The following is an 18,104-nucleotide window of genomic DNA, read 5'->3' as shown; positions in this document are numbered from 1 at the left end:
GGAATTAATATGCATAAGAAAATTTTATTTCTATTTATAATTATTTTAATATGCTCTTTTTCAGTTGGGTGTGATAAATATGATGTAATAGATGAGAATAGCAATAATTTTCCTCCAATCAATCCTCTACCAGATGATAAATTAGAATTAATACTTTATTATCCCAATGCATCTATGGAATACTTAGTTCCAGAATTCAGGGCAGTTCCCAAGAAAAGTGAAGATGTTGAAATAATAGCTATTAATGAGTTATTAGAAGGTACTAAAAGTAAAAACTTAGTTAATATTATTCCTGCTAATACTAAAGTTCACACCTTGTATGTAACAGACAATATAGCCTATGTTAGTTTTTCAAAAGAATTAATAGATAATAACTACACAGAAAAGGAAGAAGCTTTAATTATATATTCTATAGTTAACACATTGACGAGTTTGCCAAATATAGACGAAGTACAAATATTGATAGATAGTAAAGCAGAAGATGTATTATGTAACCATTATAGTATTAAGGAACCATTAAATTTTAGTGATATGATTGTTATAAAAGATTATATAAGTCCTATCTCTATAATCAATGAATATTACAGTTTTATAATTGACGAAAATTTTGATAAGGCCATGGATATGTTAGATTTAGGTGATATAGAGAAAATTAGATATAATACATCCAAAGCGTATATTGTTGATGAATTTAAGGGTACAAATAAGTTCGTTATAAACAATTATGTAATTAATAAATATGAAGAAGAGTTAATTATAAACTTGTCTGTTATTTTTACTTATGAAAAAAATAATGTGAAGTCTTCCAATAAATCTATTAGTTTAAAATATGATGGCAATACTTTTTTGATAAAGGGACTAGAAAATTAAAAAACACCTTGAAAATTAAGTGGTTTTCTTTTATAATGATATATGCTTCTTAAATTTCTACAAAGGTTTACTTTGTTCTATATTTTTCGATAAAAGCCTTTGACAAATGTATATGGGGGTAGATGAGTCCTGGTGGGCTCTCTGGTCTTCAAAACCAGCGCGAGGGGTTAGGAGCTTCTTGGGTGAGTTCGATTCTCACATACTCCCGCCAAAGAAAATTAGCGACTTTTGTCGCTTTTTATATTGTCAAAATATTCACAATGATTAAGAAAATTTAATAAATATAAAAATGGTATTTCTAATTAAGAATTAATGATATACTATTAGAGTAGGCAATTAACGATTAAATGCAACAGATTAAAAAAGTGATAAGGGTTAAAGCCCTTTCTCTATGAAAAACACTTTAGTCTTATAGTAGATTATGCTGTGATTTTTCAAAGGGGGATTTTCATGAAGAATAAAAATGTTATGGTTTGTGTAACGCAACAGAAAACTTGCGAAAGATTAATTGTTAGTGGGTACAGTATGTTAAATCAAAATACTGATAAGTTATTTGTAATACATGTAGTAAATGAAAAGGATAATTTTTTAAACAATGACAGTGATGGAGAAGCTTTAGAGTACTTATTTAATGTATCTAAGAAAGTAGGAGCTGATTTAACTGTTTTAAGGTCAAAAGATGTAATTAATGCTATGGAGGAATTTGCAAAGAAAAATGATATTACTCACATATTAATGGGAGCTTCGCCAGATGCTGACATAATGGAAAACCAGAACATAACTCTAAGATTAAAAAAGAATTTGTCAAAAGTAGAATTTATTATATTATAACTGTAATTTTATAATCACCTAAAAGAACTCTCTAATAGAGTTCTTTTTTTGTTTTATGCATATAATAATCCTATAGGAATAAATTATATTATAAAATTTTTAGGAGGTTTTCATATGGCAAGGGTAAAAAGAATGTTTCCAGGAGGGAATACAGCTAATGGTTTTTATTCTCTTCATGATAATATAATAGGCCAGAATAGAAAGATGTTGTATGTATTAAAAGGAATGCCTGGAGGTGGAAAGTCTTCACTGATGAAAGAAATAGGAAAAAAGGCTATTGAAAAAGACTATACTGTTGAATTTCATCATTGCCCATCAGATTCCAGTTCTATAGATGGATTAGTTATAAATGAATTAGGTATTGGCATAGTTGATGGAACAGCACCTCATATAATCGATCCAATTATGCCTGGATTGTTAGATGAGTTAGTTGATTTGGGAAAGTATATAGATGAATCAAAGCTTGCTAAGAATAAAGGAGGAATACTAAAGGCAAAATATCAAAATAAGAGTAGCTATAGAAGTGCATATTCATTTTTTAGGGCGGGGAGAGAAATATTAAATGAAATAGCCGATAACAATAAAGAGAGAATGGAGTTTGGAAAAGTAAATCAAATATCTTATGGAATAATTGATGAAATATTTAAAAACAAAAAAATATACTCAGAAGTAGGGAATATTAGACATTTATTTAATCGAGCTCTAACACCTCAAGGATTAACAGATTATACAGAAACCTTGATAGAGGATATAGAATATATCTATTATTTAAAGGGAGAATATGGTATCGGAAAATCTACATTATTGAGAAGAGTTGTTGAAGGGGCAGTACTTAGAGGATATGATGTGGAAGTATTTCACCAGCCTTTAATACCACAAAAAATAAATTGCATTATACTTCCTCAATTATCAATTTCAATTATTACGGATGAAATAGATGTGAAATTCGAAAGGAAAGTTATAGATTTAGATGATTGTTTAAAAGAAAAAATAGATTTAGTAGAAAATCACAATATATTTGAAAGTTTAATTGGCAAAGGAATAGAATATTTAAAAAATGCAAAAGCAAATCATGATATCTTGGAAGAATACTATCATGAAGTAATAGACTTTGATGGTATTGAGGAGGAGAAAGAAAAACTTATAAAAAAGATAAATGGATTTGCTTGACCCAAAAGGAGAGCATCCGTAACCTAGAATAATGAATCATAAACTTATTTAGTAGTTTCGAATTGTCTCCTTAAGTTCAAGCTAAATTTGTTTTAGAGAATCGAGATAAGCATTGATTATTTGCTTTGATCTGTCAGTTAGAGAGTAGCTCCACTTGTTTAAACACCAGTCATAAGTGAGGCCTCTTTGAATAGATGTATATATTTTCCCTAATTCAGAGTATGAACGATTAGTAGTAATCTCTCCGTTTTCAATAGCTTCTTTGAATAAACGATTAACTAGTTTGTAATATAATCTGTCAGGATTTAAGATATGTCTTTCAAATTGAGTTCTTACTTGCATACCATATAAATCAGAGTAAAATACTTTATATGGAGAATTCTCAAGATTATTACACACAAATACGTTAAAATCCTTTAATCTTTGTAATGCGCTTTTTGTACTATCTTCAGTTTTAAGCCAGTCATCATAGACTTCATCGAATTTATATGCTACACAAAATAACAATTCTTCTTTACCTCTAAAGTGATGATAGAAAGAGCCTTTAGAGGTTTTTGATTTTTTGATTATTTCATTAACGGTTGTATTATCATATCCTTTATCTAGAAAAAGCTCCAATGCAGTATTAAGGAGTTTTTCACGAACTTTTGTCATTTTAACATTTGCTAGCATATTTCTATCCTCCATGATTTTTTCTGTATTATAGCACAATATATATTTTGTTGCAAGAATATTGAATTTTAGTTTTTGTTTTTTATAACTTGACATGTATATTGAAAAATAGTAGAATAATTTATAAATTAATTGTACTGTAGTACGAAACGCATTATTAATTTTGGTGGTGATAGAATTTATTATTATTCAATATAACAAATTAAACTTTTAGGAGGAAATTATGAGATTTCATAATAAAAAGATATTCAAAGTAGTAGATAGTTTAGATAGTGAGTATATAGAAAAAGCACTTAAAATATCATTTGTTTCTGGATTTTATTCAACATCTTCGAGATTCCCAGTTGCATCATCAGAAAATGGAATCAATATGGAAAACGTTAACCTGGAAGATTTAATAAATGTACCTAAAAATAATACACCAGAAAATTATACTGCATCGTCAGATTCAGCTGTTTATCTGAAAGAGCTTAATGACAATAGTAAAAAAGGTCTTGAAAGTCTTTTTGATAAAGGCTTTGTGTTAAGTGATGAGAATAATGATCTACTTGCAGACAGCATGAACGTCAGATTTGATATAAAAAATCTTAATGATAAATCAGTTCTAGCTGCAGCATGTAATCTAGCTTTCAGATATGGGATGTCAGTAACATCGTTTAGTGGAAATTTTATTGCTGATGAAGATTATAAGGGCAGTAGAATAGTTTTTGAAGGAACAGGAGAACCTTTAATTAAATTTACTGATGGACAAGCAAAGATTATTCATGTATATGGAAAGGGTTTAAGACTAGAAAAATTTACTTCAAAATTGTGCCAGGAGCTTCCTGAAATGGGATGCGGATATACGTGGACAAATTACAAAGAAGATTTTTTCAATTCTTTTAAGTTAAGAAATTTGGATGGCCAGCTTAGCTATGCTAAAACTTTTATGAGTTCATCCGATGATGAAATTACTGTTTATGCTGAACCTAACTTAGGTGTAAGATATGATAAATATAAAGATGAGTTCAAAAATGCAAAATTTATTAATTTTAAAGGCAATAGAAAGATATATTCCAAGGAATATGACATAAAATGGGAAGTGGATGAGCTTAAGGAAGTAGTTAAAGATGAACTTATTCCTAAGCTTAAAAGCGGATCTAGAGTAAAAATAATAGCTGCAGTAAGTGAAAATAATGATATAAGAGATAAGCTTAAAACTGAAATAACAAAAATGCTTTCTAATTTGGGTTTTGATGCAGATATTGAAATAATCTGTGCGTATAAGCAAGGATATTCATGGATTTCAGACGTCATAGTTCCTAAGCTAAAAGGAAAAAATGTATCAGAAATAAAGGTTAGATTTAAACCTTTTCTTCCTAAAGGTCATACTGAATGGTCTGAAGAAGATGGTTCAACACCATCATATTCTAATTTTGGGAGCTACGATGAAAACAAGTGGTATGATCTTCCTATAAGATTTCTTCAAGAGTTATATCCCGTTGATGAAATTGCAGCTCGCCAGCTTGGTATTTCAAAAGATGATATCAAATTTGAAGCTTATGAAGGTTTTGAGGATATAACTTATGAGTTGATAGCTTTCGATAAATCAGGCAATACATTGCTTAACGAACAATATAAAGTTGAAACCTATGAAAGACATTATATATCAGAAATGCCTGGGCTAGGGAAAGTTCATCCTGCTACAGGATATTTAAAAGCTTACTGTGAAGGTACTGAAATAATTAATAGACAAATCAGAACAGATACAGATAAAGTATGGGAAATATTCCAAAATGAAATTCTTCCCGAAAGTAAAAAATTTGTTTTGGACAAATATAATGGTAAAGTTACAAGCGATAATGAACCTTTTTTCTCAAAATTGGAAATAAAAGCTGAACTTTCTGAACCAAATTTTAGGACAGGTACTCGTGAAGATATGATATCGTCACTTGATGCACTTCACGAAGACATGTATTTTGTTGCTACTGACTATTATAAAAATTTTGGTTTTATTGAGTCTGGAGTACCTTTTGAAGCTCCAGGATTGATTTTACCTGATTTAAGGGAATCACAAGGTAAGCCTAAGCTTATTGTTACTCTTTATGGCACAGAAGCTGAACATGCCGGTGTGTTAAAGGATGGTAAACTTTTAACATATAAAGCTGAAAATCCTGAAATGTATGTTGATGAAATAAGTTTTAATGAAGATGATGAACTGAATTACAATATTAAAACTGAAAACTGCGATAAGAATATGCTTAAACAATATTTTGATTTAATGAGTAAAGGAGTTCTTGAAGCATCCGAACAGACATCATATATTTCTTCAATGAGCATGAAGGAATATGGTATTAGATGTACTAAACAGACTGAGGAAAGGACAGAAGTAAACATTGAAAGAGATGTTGAAATAATAAAGGGTATTGATTTTAAAGAGGGCTCTGTTATAGGATATGATGATTATATAAAAATAATTAATGAACTAAAAAAAGTATCGTGTTTAAAGGTCTATATTGCAGGCAAAAGTTATAATGGAAGACTGATTTATGCGATAGATATAATCCCTGAGGGTGAAACAGGTTTTGTATCAGAAGTTAAGTCTTTGACATATAATCCTTCTGAACTTATCAATTGCCGACATCATGCAAATGAGGTATCTTCAACAAATGCTTCGTTTAGGATTATAAAAGAACTTGTATGTAATCCTGAAAGCAGAAAGATTGCAGATAATCTTAATATAACAATTATACCTGTAGAAAATGTGGACGGTACTGCACTTCATTATGAACTTATGCAAATCAATCCTAATTGGAAGTTTCATGTAGCTCGTTTTGATGGATTGAGTAAGGAATTTTTCCGTGAAATATTTAATAAGGATTCTATTCATACTGAAGCGCATGCTTTTGGTAGAATTTACAAACGAATTCTTCCTGATTTGATTGTAGATAATCACGGTGTACCTTCTCATGAGTGGGAGCAGCAGTATTCAGGATATACGTCTCCTTCATATAAAGGATTTTGGCTACCTAGATCTATTCTGTACGGATATTTTTGGCCACCTAAAGAAGATGAATTTAAAGATAATATTATTTTATGCAATAAACTACAGGATGAAGTCTCTTATGAAATTTCATTGCATAATGAACTTAAAGAGCTTAATCTTGAATGGGCTGAAAGGTTTGAGAAATATGCACATAACTGGATGCCTAAACTTTTTCCAGCAGATTATTACAATGATATGATCTTCTACTGGATTTATAAGAATCATAGTGCTGACGCTAGTTATGTTTCATGGAGACATCCGTGGATAAATACAGCTTATTTTACAAGTGAAGTAGCTGATGAAACAGCACAGGGAGATTATCTTAAGACATGTACGGATGCGCACTTTTATCACAATATGAGAATCCTAAATGTTATGACAGATGTTAAAAAATCATATAGATATGAATATAATGATTTGAATGGTAAGCTGATACTTAAATTAACGAGACAAAGACCGATACTTGTCTAGTTAATTATAGTATAAATATTTTAAGACAGATATTCTGTCTAAATAAATAGGAGGGAAGAACTAATATGAATTATTTAGTGTTATTAGGTGTTTTAGTTGTAATCGTTGGTTTTGCATTAAAGCTTGATTCAATTCTAATTATTGCAGTGGCTGCAATTGTTACTGCTATTACTGGAGGAATGGGGATAGTAGAATTCTTAGATGTTTTCGGTGCAACCTTTGTTGGTTCAAGATACATGAATGTATTCTTGATTGTATTATTGCTTACAGGAACTTTGGAGAGAAATGGTTTAAGACATGCCGCTGCAAAACTTATAGGAAAGGTTAAAGGAGCTACTCCAGCTCATGTACTTGGTGTATATAGTGTCTTAAGAGGTATTTTAGGAGCTTTCAATGTTGGACTTGGTGGAGTTGCAGGATTTACTAGACCTGTGCTTATGCCTATGTGCCAAGCGTCAATCGAAACTAAAGGTTATAAAGCAAATGAAGAACATATGGATCATGTAAAAGGTATGGCATCAGGCGTTGAAAACATTGTATGGTTCTTTACTCAGGTACTTTTCATAGGTGGTTCAGGAGGATTGTTAGTAAAAGGTGCCATGGAAAGTATAGGGTATAATGTTGAACTTCCTCAGCTTGCAGCTGTTGAAATTCCAGTTGCTATTTTTGCAGTATTATTTACAATAATATATTATAATATTTTGGATAAGGGATATATGAAAAAATATTATCGTGAAAGCAATGTAAAAATAGATAATAAATAGAAGGAGGTAATTATATGTCATTTTTTACAAGTGTAGATGTAACTTTAGGTGATAAGTTACTTGAAATATTATATATGATTTGCGGTATTATCTGTTTATATGCTGCATTCAAAAATTTAAAAGATAAAGAAAATCCTTCAAGAATGGGTACTTTTATTTTTTGGTTTCTATTTGGTGTTCTTATGTCATTTGGAAGATTTATAGGTAATTTGCCAAATGGTAATGTTATTAACGGTATCATAGTTCTTGTGATGATGCTTCCTGCTATATTGAAGAAGGTTAAGCCAGGACATTCTAATGTAGCTACTCCAGAACAACAAGTTGCTGATTTCAATAAAATAGGAATGAAAATATTCGTGCCAGCTCTTGGTATAGGTTTATTTGCTTTAATTTTTGCATTTATTCCTGGTATTAGTTCACTTGTTGGTATGGGTGTTGGTGTTATAATAGGTATAATTTTGCTTACTATATTTAATAGTAAAAATACAGTTAAAACTTATTTTGATGATTCAGAGAGGTTTCTTTCTATAATTGGACCTATTTGTTTACTTCCATGTTTGCTTGGAGTGTTAGGTAGTATATTTACTGTAGCAGGTGTTGGTGATGTTATTTCAGCTTTAGTTGGTAAGATTATACCTGAAGGAAATTTAGCAGTAGGTATTATTGTATACGCTATAGGTATGATGCTCTTTACTATGATTATGGGTAATGCTTTTGCAGCTATCACTGTTATGACAGTTGGTATAGGTGGACCTTTCGTATTTGCATTAGGGGCTGATCCTGTTCTCTGTGGAATGCTTGCATTAACTTGTGGTTATTGTGGTACTTTATGTACTCCAATGGCAGCGAACTTTAACGTTGTGCCAGTTGCTATTTTGGAAATGAACGATAAGTGGGGTGTTATCAAGAAACAAATTGTGCCTGCATTAGCACTTATTGTATTCCAGATTGCTTATATGTTAATGTTTGGAATGTAGTGGATTTTAAATTTATAGATAGAGCTGTGTTTCCACATACTTTAAAAAGAAAGGAATGATTATTAATATGAAAATATTGGTAACTGGATTTGACCCATTTGGCGGTGAAAAGGTAAATCCTGCTTATGAAGCAGTAAAATTACTTCCAAAACAAATCAAAGGAGCAGAAATAATAGCAATAGAAATTCCTACAGTATTTGACAGAGGTCCGGAAGCGGTAAAAGCTGCTATGAAAAAATATCAACCTGATGCAGTACTCAATGTAGGACAGGCTGGTGGTAGATGTGGAATGACTGTAGAAAAAGTAGCTATTAACTATGTAGAAGCGAGTATTCCTGACAATGATGGTAATCAGCCATCAGATCAGATGCTTAAAGAAGATGGTGAAACTGCTTATTTTACAACCCTTCCTATTAAGGCAATGGTTGAGAATATGAGGAAAAATGGTATACCTTCATCTATTTCATATACTGCAGGAACTTATGTATGTAATACAGTAATGTATACTACATTATATAGTATTAGCAAAGAATTTCCTGGAGTGATAGGTGGATTTATTCATGTACCATTTGAGATGGGTCAAGTCCTTGATAAACCTAAAATGCCTTCTATGCCTGTTGAGACAATAGCTAAAGGTCTTGAATATGCTATAGAAGCAATTGTTGAATTCAAGGAAAAAGATTTAGATGTCAATTTAGGTGGAACTATACAATAGTAAAAGTAAATATTAATATAAGAATAGAAGGGACATATTATTTGATTCCTTCTATTCTTATGCATTTAAATGCATTATTTAACAATGATTCTACTTCATCAAAATCACAACCACCTTGCACTCTTTCTGAATTTCCTCCACCTTTAATATCACTATTTGATATTCTTTTAAAAATATCCATCATATTGATGTTTATGTTTTTACTTCTACATATTAAGAATTGACCTTTATTGTTTGCTTTAATGCCTAGAAGGCAAATAACATCATTAACTTCTCTAAAATTAGAAGCAATAATACCTAGTTCTCTAAAATCGATGTCATCAAATATTTTAATAATATATTTTTTATCATCAACTATTAAGGCTTTATCTAATAGTTCTTTAGTTTTATATTCTAATATCTTTTCTTTTAAAATACGATTTTCTTTTTCAAGAGACTCTTTTTGAGAGTATAGCTTTTCTACTTTTTCAAATACATCTATATTTTTGCTTGAAAGTAGAGTTGATACATTATTAATTTCTATATTTTTTTGTGAATAATCTTTTAAAGCTCTATTGCCACAAACAAATTCTATTCTTGTATTGTCTTTATAATTATCCCATCTGATTATTTTTATTATTCCTATTTCTCCTGTTTTCCTGTGGTGAGTTCCACAACATGGAGAATAATCAATGCCATCTATTTCAACAATACGGATATTTTCGTTTTTAGGAGGATCTTTTATTAAAGGAATGTTCTCTATATTTTCTTGGTCAATAATGTAACTTTTTATATCGAAATTTGAATATATTATTTTGTTTGCTATAGTTTCGATCTTTTCAACCATTTCATTATTAAAATTTTTAACTGTTACATCAATGGTTGAAGTAGTTTCTCCTATATGAAAACCAACTGTTTGTCCATTATATAATTTGTAGAAAACAGAGGAGAGCAGATGTTGACCAGTATGTTGTTGCATATTATCTAATCTAGTATTCCAATCAATAGATAAATGCACAATATTTGTATTTATATTTTCTGATACAACATGGATTATTTCATTGTTTTCCTCATATACATCTATTACTTTGATTCCATTTATTGTGCCCTTGTCTTTAGGCTGCCCACCAGCTAAATTTGGATAAAATATGGTTCTATTGAGAATTAATAAGAATTTATTGTCAATAAACTTTTTATTTACTATTCTTGCGCTTATTTCACGAATATATGGATTTTCTAAATAGATTTTTTCCGTCATAGATTCACCTCATCATAGTATTCTATATATTATTTTATCATTTTTTTAAAAAAAATACAGGTTAAATAATTTCGTGAACAAAATTGATTTATATATGTTATAATAAAAAAGGATGTATTACTTTAAAACTTTTATGTGATACTAAGATAGAAAGGATTAGGTAAAGAGGAATGAAAACTACTGGATATCTTTTCATAATGATTGGTATGTTACTTATAATATGGTCTTTTAACAGGATGAATCGAAAACGATAATACTAAAGGGAAAACTTTTACTCAAATCTCTAAAAACGTTAAACAAAATGAATAAATATACAAGGAATGAATTAATATAAAAAAACTTCTTGACAGAGCTATAACATTAAAGTTATACTTTAGTTAGGCTATTTCTTTTGTAAACGTTTACTCAAATGAATACAGTCTAAAAAATTAGGGGGGATTTACATGAGTAAAAGTATAAATGTAAGATCAGAAATTGGAAGACTAAAAACAGTATTATTACATCGTCCTGGTGGTGAACTAGAAAATTTAGTTCCAGATTATTTAGAAAGACTACTTTTTGACGATATACCATATTTAAAAGCTGCTCAAGCTGAACACGATGCATTTGCTAAAGTTTTTAAAGATAATGGTATTGAAGTAGTTTACTTAGAAGATTTAGCAAGTGAAGCTATTTCAGATGCTAGCGTAAGAGAAAAAATGATTGACGAATTTCTAGAAGAAGCTAATATAAGTGGAGAAGGCAATAAGGAAGCATTAAAGGAATACTTTTCACAATTTGACAATAAGAAGCTAGTTGATAAGATGATGAGTGGTGTTAGAAAAACGGAATTAAAAGGCCATAGTGCTAGATCAATAGCAGATATGTTAGAATCTGACTATCCATTCATTATAGATCCAATGCCTAATCTATATTTTACGAGAGATCCTTTTGCTACAATAGGAAATGGTGTAACTATTAACCATATGAGAACAGAAACTAGAAATAGAGAAACATTATTTGCAAAATATATTTTTGAACATCATGAAGATTATAAGAATTCAAATGTTCCAATATGGTATAATAGAAATGAAAGCTATTCTGTAGAAGGTGGAGACGAACTAGTTCTTAGTAGTGAAGTAATGGCAATAGGAATTTCTCAAAGAACAGATGCAGCAGCTGTAGAAAGAATTGCAAAGAGACTACTATGGAGTGATAGTGGATTTAAAACAGTTTTAGCTTTTGATATACCTAAGAAGAGAGCGTTCATGCACTTAGATACTGTATTCACAATGATCGATAGAGATAAGTTTACAATACATCCAGAAATAGAAGGACCTTTAACTGTATTTTCAATAACTAAGGGTGATAGCGAAGGCGAAATAAAAATAGAAAAAGAAGAACAAGTACTTGAAGAAATACTTAAAAAATATCTAAAACAAGATAAAGTTGAGCTTATTAGATGCGGTGGCGGAGACTTAGTAGACGCAGCTAGAGAACAATGGAATGATGGTTCAAATACATTAGCTATTGCTCCAGGAGAAGTTATAGTATATAACAGAAACTTTGTTACAAATAAAATCTTGAAAGAACATGGAATTATTGTACATGAAATAGAAGGTTCAGAATTAGTTAGAGGTAGAGGTGGCCCAAGATGTATGAGTATGCCTCTTGTAAGAGAAGATTTATAATTAGTATTTAGAACTTGACAATATAGAGTATTTCTCTATATAATATATGAGTTGATATTTTGATATATAGGGTATATATACTCTATATATCAAAATAAATATATAAAAAAATTTAGGAGGTATATTATGGCATTTAATCTAAAAGGAAGAAACTTTTTAACATTAAAGGACTTCACACCAAAGGAAATTCAATACTTACTAGACTTAGCTGATGAGCTAAAGAGACAAAAATATGCAGGAATCAGAGGAAGAAACTTAGAAGGAAAAAATGTTGCATTAATATTTGAAAAACCTTCAACAAGAACAAGATGTGCTTTTACAGTTGCAGCTGTTGATGAAGGAGCACACCCAGAATATTTAGGAAAAGGCGACATCCAATTAGGAAAGAAAGAAAGCGTTGCTGATACTGCAAAAGTATTAGGAAGAATGTTTGATGGTATCGAATTTAGAGGATTCAAACATGAAACAGTTGAAGCTTTAGCAGAATATTCAGGAGTACCAGTTTGGAATGGACTTACTGACGAATTCCACCCAACTCAAATATTAGCTGACTTCTTAACTATAAGAGAACACAAAGGATACTTAAAAGGAATTAAGTTTGCATATGTTGGAGATGGAAGAAACAACATGGCTAACTCATTAATGATAGGTGCAGCTAAAATGGGTATGGATATGAGAATCGTATCTCCAAAAGAATTATTCCCAGAAGCTGGATTAGTAGAAGAAGCTAAGAAGATCGCAGCAGAAAACAATGCAAAAATTACAATAACTGATTCAGTAGAAGAAGGAGTAAAAGGAGTAGACGTTATCTATACTGACGTATGGGTATCAATGGGAGAAGAAGACCAATTCGAAGAAAGAATTAAATTATTAAAACCATATCAAGTAAATATGGATATGTTAAAATTGGCAGACGAAGAAGCTCTATTCTTACACTGCTTACCAGCATTCCATGACCTAGAAACTCAAGTTGGAAGAGAAATCTATGAAAAATATGGTCTAAAAGAAATGGAAGTTACTGAAGAAGTATTTAGTAGTAAACATTCAGTAGTATTTGATGAAGCTGAAAACAGAATGCATACAATAAAAGCTGTTATGGTTGCTACTTTAGGAAAATAAGACATATATAATACAAAGCAGAAATTACTTATTTTAGGAGGGACTTTAATTGAAAAAAGTCGTAGTAGCATTGGGAGGAAACGCCCTACAAGAATCTGGAAAACCTGCTACAGCTGAAGCCCAACTAGAAGTAGTTGAAAAAACTACTGAGCATATTGCTGATTTAATCGAAGGCGATTACAATGTTGTAATAGCTCATGGTAATGGGCCTCAAGTAGGTAGAATAGTAATACAAAACGAAGTAGCTGACAGTGTAACACCAGCAATGCCTTTTGATGTTTGTGGTGCTATGAGTCAAGGTATGATTGGATACCACATTCAACAAGCTATCAAAAATGAACTAGTTAAAAGAAATAGTTCTAAGCCAGTTGCTACAGTTGTTACACAAGTAGTAGTAGATAAAGCTGACCCTGCTTTCACAAATCCAACAAAACCAATTGGTCCTTTCTACACTGAAGAAGAGGCAGAAAAGCTTAAGAAAGAAAAGGGTTATGACATAGTTGAAGACGCTGGTAGAGGTTTTAGAAGAGTAGTAGCATCACCAAAGCCAGTAGAAATAGTAGAAATAGATTCAGTTAAATCATTGATAGATGCAGGAACAGTAGTTATTACAGTTGGCGGTGGTGGAATACCAGTAGTCAAAGAAGAAGGAAAACTAAGAGGTGTACCAGCAGTTATTGACAAGGATTTAGCGAGTGAAAAATTAGCTGAAGACTTAGATGCTGACATGCTCTTAATACTTACTGCTGTTGATAAAGTAGCATTAAATTTTGGTAAGCCAAATCAAGTAAATGTAGATAAAATGTCTGTAGAAGAAGCTAAGAAATATATTGAAGAAGGACATTTTGCTAAAGGAAGTATGCTTCCTAAGATTGAAGCAGCTGTAGAATTCGCTGAATCTAAAGAAGGAAGAGTAGCAATAATATCTACATTAGACAATTGCTTAGAAGCTATCAAAGGAAATAAAGGAACACGTATATACAAATAAATAACATGCATGTTCAGGTGGTTTATAATGTACAGAAAAATTTTTCTAGATAAACCTTTTATACAGATAACTATTCCTATGGCCATAGGAATAGTTTTTTGTTATTATATAAAATTCAATATTAACTTTATTCTAATTGGATTGGCAGTTTTATTGTCGATTTATATATTTTCGTTATTTAGAAACAAAAAAACAAACTATATCCTTTATTTTTTATTTTTTGTTTTAGGGATTTTTCTTATGTATGAAAAAACTGAGAAAAGTGTAATTGTACCCTATATAGGCAGAGAAGTTCAGGTTGAAGGTGTAGTTTTAGAACTAAAGGATACTGAAGAATATTCTAATATTATTCTTAAAGGTGAATATATATTCATAGATGGTGAAAAAAGAACTATAAAAGAAAAGATAATGTTAAAAGTTTACGGAGACTTGAAAGTTGATACAGGTTATAAATTAGTAGTTAGTGGTGCTCTTAAACAAGCTAAAAGAAATACAAATCCTGAATTGTTTAACTATAAATTGTATCTAGAAACTAATGATATATTTACTACTATGAATACTAACGATTATAGAGTTAAAGTACTTTCTAAGGGGAATTTAAGTTCAGGAGAAGAATTAAGAAAAAAATTCAAAAATAGTGTTGAAGAAACTTTTTCTAAATATTTAGATGTTGAAAAAAGTGAACTTATGATGTCTATTATGCTTGGAGATATGACATACTTAGATGAAAATAATCAAATTAAGTATCGTGATTTAGGTTTGGCACATTTGATGGCGATTTCTGGTTTGCATATTGGTATTATATCAGCTTTTTTAATGTCTTTATTTCTTGCTGTGGGAATAAATAGGAGAATCAGTTATGTATTTACTGTTTTTTTAATATGGTTTTATGGATATTTAGTAGGATTTCCACCATCTGTGTTGAGATCTCTTATTATGTGTACTTTACTATTTTATTCAGAAATAATAAATAGACCGTATGACAATGTAAATACTCTTTTATTTGCTGCTTTTATACTACTTATTTATAATCCACTATGGTTATTTAACGTGGGATTTCAGCTATCCTTTTCAGCTACATTTTCATTAATGATTTTTTCTAAAATATTGAAAGATAAGTTTTATCCATATAGAGGAAAGTTCTATACATCTCTATTTGGAATATTAGCAGTTCAAATTGGTATATGTCCAGTTCTTGCATATTATTTTAATAGCATTTCTGTTGTCAGTATTTTAGCAAATCTTTTGCTTATTCCCATAATGTCTATTGGAGTCATATTAGGTTTTATACTTTATTTGATTTCATTTATAAGCAATTTTTTAGCTGTTATTGTAGGGAGTATATTAAACTTTTTATTATCTATTGAAAGTATTGTTTCAAACTACATACATTTACTACCTATGGGAACTATAAGGGTTAAATCACCAAATATACTAGAATTCACCTTATATTATTTTATTATATTTTGCTTATTTGATATAATTGAAATTAAGAAGTATGCATATTTAATAAAAAGAGCTTATCTTTATTCTTTAGCAATACTTATATTGGCATTTTCAATATTACCTCTTTATAGAAATCAAGTAGAATTGAGATTTATAGATGTAGGACAAGGTGATTCAATATTATTACAAACAGGTAGCAAAAATTTTTTAATAGACACTGGAGGAAATCTATTTGGTAACTTTGATATAGGAAAGAATATTTTAGTGCCTTATCTCGTTAAAAATGGAATTTTTACCTTGGATGGAGTATTTATTACTCATTTTCATGAGGATCATGTAAAGAGTTTACCTTATTTGATGGACAATATTAGAGTGAAAAATTTATTTATTGGATACGAAAGAGAAGAAAACAAACTATATTGTGAAAGTGTAGAAAGAGCTAGGTCATATCATATACCGATATATAAAATTAATGATGGTGATACATTGAGAATAGCGAAAAATGTGTACATTAAAGTCTTAAACCCTTCAGATGAAGTAATATCATTATATGGGGACAACGAAAATAACCTATCCTTGGTTTTATTGCTAAATAGCTTTAATTACAAAACACTATTGACTGGAGATATTGAAAATGAAATTGAAAAAATATTAGTAGAAAAAAGTGAAAAAATAGACTTTCTAAAAGTACCTCATCATGGAAGTAATACTTCATCTTGTGAAGATTTTTTGGATAGTTTTTCACCATCAAATGCATTTATAATGGTTGGCAATAACAATTTTGGTCATCCAAATAAAGATGTGCTAAACAGATATGAAGAAAGGGGAATTAAAGTTTTTAGAACAGATAAATCTGGTCTTATTACTTTAAAGATAACACCTAAAGCTTATTATATAGATGAATATATTAAAGAGAAAGACATTTTTAAAGATATAGTCATAAAATATGGACTAGAAATAAATATGCTATTACTATACACTATCCTATGGTATATTATTATTAGCATTGATTTGCAATTGAATGAGGAGTTGAACAAATATGACTTATCAAGATTTTATAATAGATATTAATAAAAACAAACTAAAAACTTTGTACCTGTTTTATGGGGAAGAAGAATATCTCATTGATTATTCTTTAAAGTTGTTAAAAGATAAATATATTGACAGTAGCTTTGAAACTTTAAATTATCAAATATTGGAAGGAAAAGATATTCAATTTGAAGACATACAAAATGCCTGTGAAACTCTTCCATTTATGTCAGAGAAAAAAATAGTTGTAGTGAAAGATTTAGGCATCTTCAGTAGAAAAAAAAGAGGTGAAGTAGCAGACGAAAAACCATCTAAAAAAAAGGATCCTCTAAAAGAATATCTTCAAACATTAGCAGACTATGTTTGTCTTATTTTTGTAGAAAAAGAAGGTAAAGTTGATAAGAGCAAAGCTATTGTTAAAACTATAGGCAAAACAGGCGAAATAGTAGAATTTAGTAAACTTAAAGGAAATAACTTAAATGAATGGATTGTTAATACTTTTAAAAAATATGGAAAAACAATAGCTCCTTATACATTGAATTATTTAATCGAATTTTCTTTTTATTTTTCAAGAGATAGTAACAAAACATTGTATGATTTGGAAAATGAGATATTAAAGCTTTCAAATTTTGTGGGAGATAAAAAAGAAGTTACAAAAACTGATATTGATAATGTAATGGCAAAGTCTTTAGAGACTAATATATTTGCATTGTTAGACAGCATAAGTACAAAAAATGTTAATAATTCAATTAAAATTTACAATGAAATGTGTGCTTCTGATGTGCCTTTTTTAAAGATACTTCACATGATTGTTAGACAGTTTCGCCTCATTAAACACTATATTGTTTTTACTAAGGGTGGTTATGTAGGGGGAGATGCCATGTCTAAACTTAAAATAAGTAGTTTTGAATACAATAAAATAGCTAGACAGAGTCAAAACTTTAGTCTTAAACAATTAAACAGAGCATTGGACTTGTGTTTAGAATGTGATAAGTTGATTAAAACTGGTTCTATGGATAGTAAATTGGCCATAGAGATGTTAATAATAAAATTATGCCAATGAGTCAATAGACGTCTATTGACTCATTGGCATAAAAAAACTTCGGGTTATTGCCGAAGT

General features: G+C 29.9%; 14 protein-coding genes and 1 tRNA gene. 13 read left to right on the top strand and 2 right to left on the bottom strand.

Annotation, left to right across the window (positions count from 1 at the left end; all coding sequences use genetic code 11):
• Positions 1 to 9 precede the first annotated feature (9 nt).
• From BQ9840_RS03320 to BQ9840_RS03305, 4 genes are all read left to right on the top strand, one after another.
• Positions 10 to 870, top strand: coding sequence for a GerMN domain-containing protein (locus tag BQ9840_RS03320; protein WP_077368029.1), 861 nt, complete (start codon positions 10 to 12; stop codon positions 868 to 870).
• A 114-nt stretch (positions 871 to 984) separates the two neighbouring features.
• Positions 985 to 1,081 (top strand) — tRNA-Sec (locus tag BQ9840_RS03315).
• Between the two features lie 239 nt (positions 1,082 to 1,320).
• The gene (locus BQ9840_RS03310) at positions 1,321 to 1,701 is read left to right on the top strand and encodes a universal stress protein UspA (RefSeq protein ID WP_077368027.1); all 381 of its coding nucleotides are present in this window, start codon (positions 1,321 to 1,323) and stop codon (positions 1,699 to 1,701) included.
• Positions 1,702 to 1,815: 114 nt separating this feature from the next.
• Complete coding sequence (locus tag BQ9840_RS03305) at positions 1,816 to 2,871, top strand: hypothetical protein (protein WP_077368025.1); 1,056 nt, start codon at positions 1,816 to 1,818, stop codon at positions 2,869 to 2,871.
• 81 nt (positions 2,872 to 2,952) lie between these two features.
• On the opposite strand, the gene BQ9840_RS03300 is transcribed toward BQ9840_RS03305, so the two are convergent.
• A complete protein-coding gene (locus tag BQ9840_RS03300; protein ID WP_077368023.1) occupies positions 2,953 to 3,543 on the bottom strand; it encodes a TetR/AcrR family transcriptional regulator in 591 nt (196 codons plus the stop codon).
• Positions 3,544 to 3,766: 223 nt separating this feature from the next.
• On the opposite strand from BQ9840_RS03300, the gene BQ9840_RS03295 reads away from it, so the two are divergent.
• The 4 genes from BQ9840_RS03295 to pcp all read left to right on the top strand — a co-directional run bounded on the left by BQ9840_RS03295 (position 3,767) and on the right by pcp (position 9,495).
• Complete coding sequence (locus tag BQ9840_RS03295) at positions 3,767 to 7,039, top strand: M14 family metallopeptidase (RefSeq protein ID WP_077368021.1); 3,273 nt, start codon at positions 3,767 to 3,769, stop codon at positions 7,037 to 7,039.
• A 65-nt stretch (positions 7,040 to 7,104) separates the two neighbouring features.
• Complete coding sequence (locus BQ9840_RS03290) at positions 7,105 to 7,803, top strand: 5-oxoproline transporter, DUF969 family subunit (protein ID WP_077368019.1); 699 nt, start codon at positions 7,105 to 7,107, stop codon at positions 7,801 to 7,803.
• Positions 7,804 to 7,817: 14 nt separating this feature from the next.
• A complete protein-coding gene (locus BQ9840_RS03285; protein WP_077368017.1) occupies positions 7,818 to 8,780 on the top strand; it encodes a DUF979 domain-containing protein in 963 nt (320 codons plus the stop codon).
• 67 nt (positions 8,781 to 8,847) lie between these two features.
• Positions 8,848 to 9,495, top strand: coding sequence for a pyroglutamyl-peptidase I (pcp, locus tag BQ9840_RS03280; protein WP_077368015.1), 648 nt, complete (start codon positions 8,848 to 8,850; stop codon positions 9,493 to 9,495).
• A 37-nt stretch (positions 9,496 to 9,532) separates the two neighbouring features.
• Here the strand turns inward: pcp and BQ9840_RS03275 are convergent, their stop codons facing one another.
• A complete protein-coding gene (locus BQ9840_RS03275; RefSeq protein ID WP_077368014.1) occupies positions 9,533 to 10,732 on the bottom strand; it encodes an alanyl-tRNA editing protein in 1,200 nt (399 codons plus the stop codon).
• Between the two features lie 443 nt (positions 10,733 to 11,175).
• On the opposite strand from BQ9840_RS03275, the gene arcA reads away from it, so the two are divergent.
• From arcA to holA, 5 genes are all read left to right on the top strand, one after another.
• Entirely contained in the window at positions 11,176 to 12,402 is a 1,227-nt protein-coding gene (gene arcA, locus BQ9840_RS03270) for an arginine deiminase (RefSeq protein WP_077368012.1), read from the top strand.
• A gap of 126 nt (positions 12,403 to 12,528) precedes the next feature.
• Complete coding sequence (argF, locus tag BQ9840_RS03265; protein WP_077368010.1) at positions 12,529 to 13,521, top strand: ornithine carbamoyltransferase; 993 nt, start codon at positions 12,529 to 12,531, stop codon at positions 13,519 to 13,521.
• A 49-nt stretch (positions 13,522 to 13,570) separates the two neighbouring features.
• Positions 13,571 to 14,509, top strand: coding sequence for a carbamate kinase (arcC, locus tag BQ9840_RS03260; RefSeq protein WP_077368008.1), 939 nt, complete (start codon positions 13,571 to 13,573; stop codon positions 14,507 to 14,509).
• Between the two features lie 27 nt (positions 14,510 to 14,536).
• The gene (locus BQ9840_RS03255) at positions 14,537 to 17,026 is read left to right on the top strand and encodes a DNA internalization-related competence protein ComEC/Rec2 (RefSeq protein WP_159436067.1); all 2,490 of its coding nucleotides are present in this window, start codon (positions 14,537 to 14,539) and stop codon (positions 17,024 to 17,026) included.
• The gene (gene holA / locus BQ9840_RS03250; protein ID WP_077368004.1) at positions 16,995 to 18,047 is read left to right on the top strand and encodes a DNA polymerase III subunit delta; all 1,053 of its coding nucleotides are present in this window, start codon (positions 16,995 to 16,997) and stop codon (positions 18,045 to 18,047) included. The genes BQ9840_RS03255 and holA overlap by 32 nt, the downstream gene beginning before the upstream one ends.
• Positions 18,048 to 18,104: the final 57 nt, after the last annotated feature.

The sequence above is a fragment of the Anaerosalibacter sp. Marseille-P3206 genome (assembly GCF_900155565.1).
Taxonomy (GTDB): domain Bacteria; phylum Bacillota; class Clostridia; order Tissierellales; family Sporanaerobacteraceae; genus FUHM01.
This window is presented reverse-complemented; position numbering and strand designations above follow the sequence as displayed.

Coding starts and splice junctions, on each gene's coding strand:
- BQ9840_RS03295 (WP_077368021.1), top strand. CDS start 3,767: ATGAGATTTCATAATAAAAAGATATTCAAAGTAGTAGATAGTTTAGAT.
- BQ9840_RS03305 (WP_077368025.1), top strand. CDS start 1,816: ATGGCAAGGGTAAAAAGAATGTTTCCAGGAGGGAATACAGCTAATGGT.
- BQ9840_RS03300 (WP_077368023.1), bottom strand. CDS start 3,543: ATGCTAGCAAATGTTAAAATGACAAAAGTTCGTGAAAAACTCCTTAAT.
- BQ9840_RS03290 (WP_077368019.1), top strand. CDS start 7,105: ATGAATTATTTAGTGTTATTAGGTGTTTTAGTTGTAATCGTTGGTTTT.
- BQ9840_RS03255 (WP_159436067.1), top strand. CDS start 14,537: ATGTACAGAAAAATTTTTCTAGATAAACCTTTTATACAGATAACTATT.
- argF (WP_077368010.1), top strand. CDS start 12,529: ATGGCATTTAATCTAAAAGGAAGAAACTTTTTAACATTAAAGGACTTC.
- arcA (WP_077368012.1), top strand. CDS start 11,176: ATGAGTAAAAGTATAAATGTAAGATCAGAAATTGGAAGACTAAAAACA.
- BQ9840_RS03275 (WP_077368014.1), bottom strand. CDS start 10,732: ATGACGGAAAAAATCTATTTAGAAAATCCATATATTCGTGAAATAAGC.
- holA (WP_077368004.1), top strand. CDS start 16,995: ATGACTTATCAAGATTTTATAATAGATATTAATAAAAACAAACTAAAA.
- BQ9840_RS03310 (WP_077368027.1), top strand. CDS start 1,321: ATGAAGAATAAAAATGTTATGGTTTGTGTAACGCAACAGAAAACTTGC.
- BQ9840_RS03285 (WP_077368017.1), top strand. CDS start 7,818: ATGTCATTTTTTACAAGTGTAGATGTAACTTTAGGTGATAAGTTACTT.
- pcp (WP_077368015.1), top strand. CDS start 8,848: ATGAAAATATTGGTAACTGGATTTGACCCATTTGGCGGTGAAAAGGTA.
- BQ9840_RS03320 (WP_077368029.1), top strand. CDS start 10: ATGCATAAGAAAATTTTATTTCTATTTATAATTATTTTAATATGCTCT.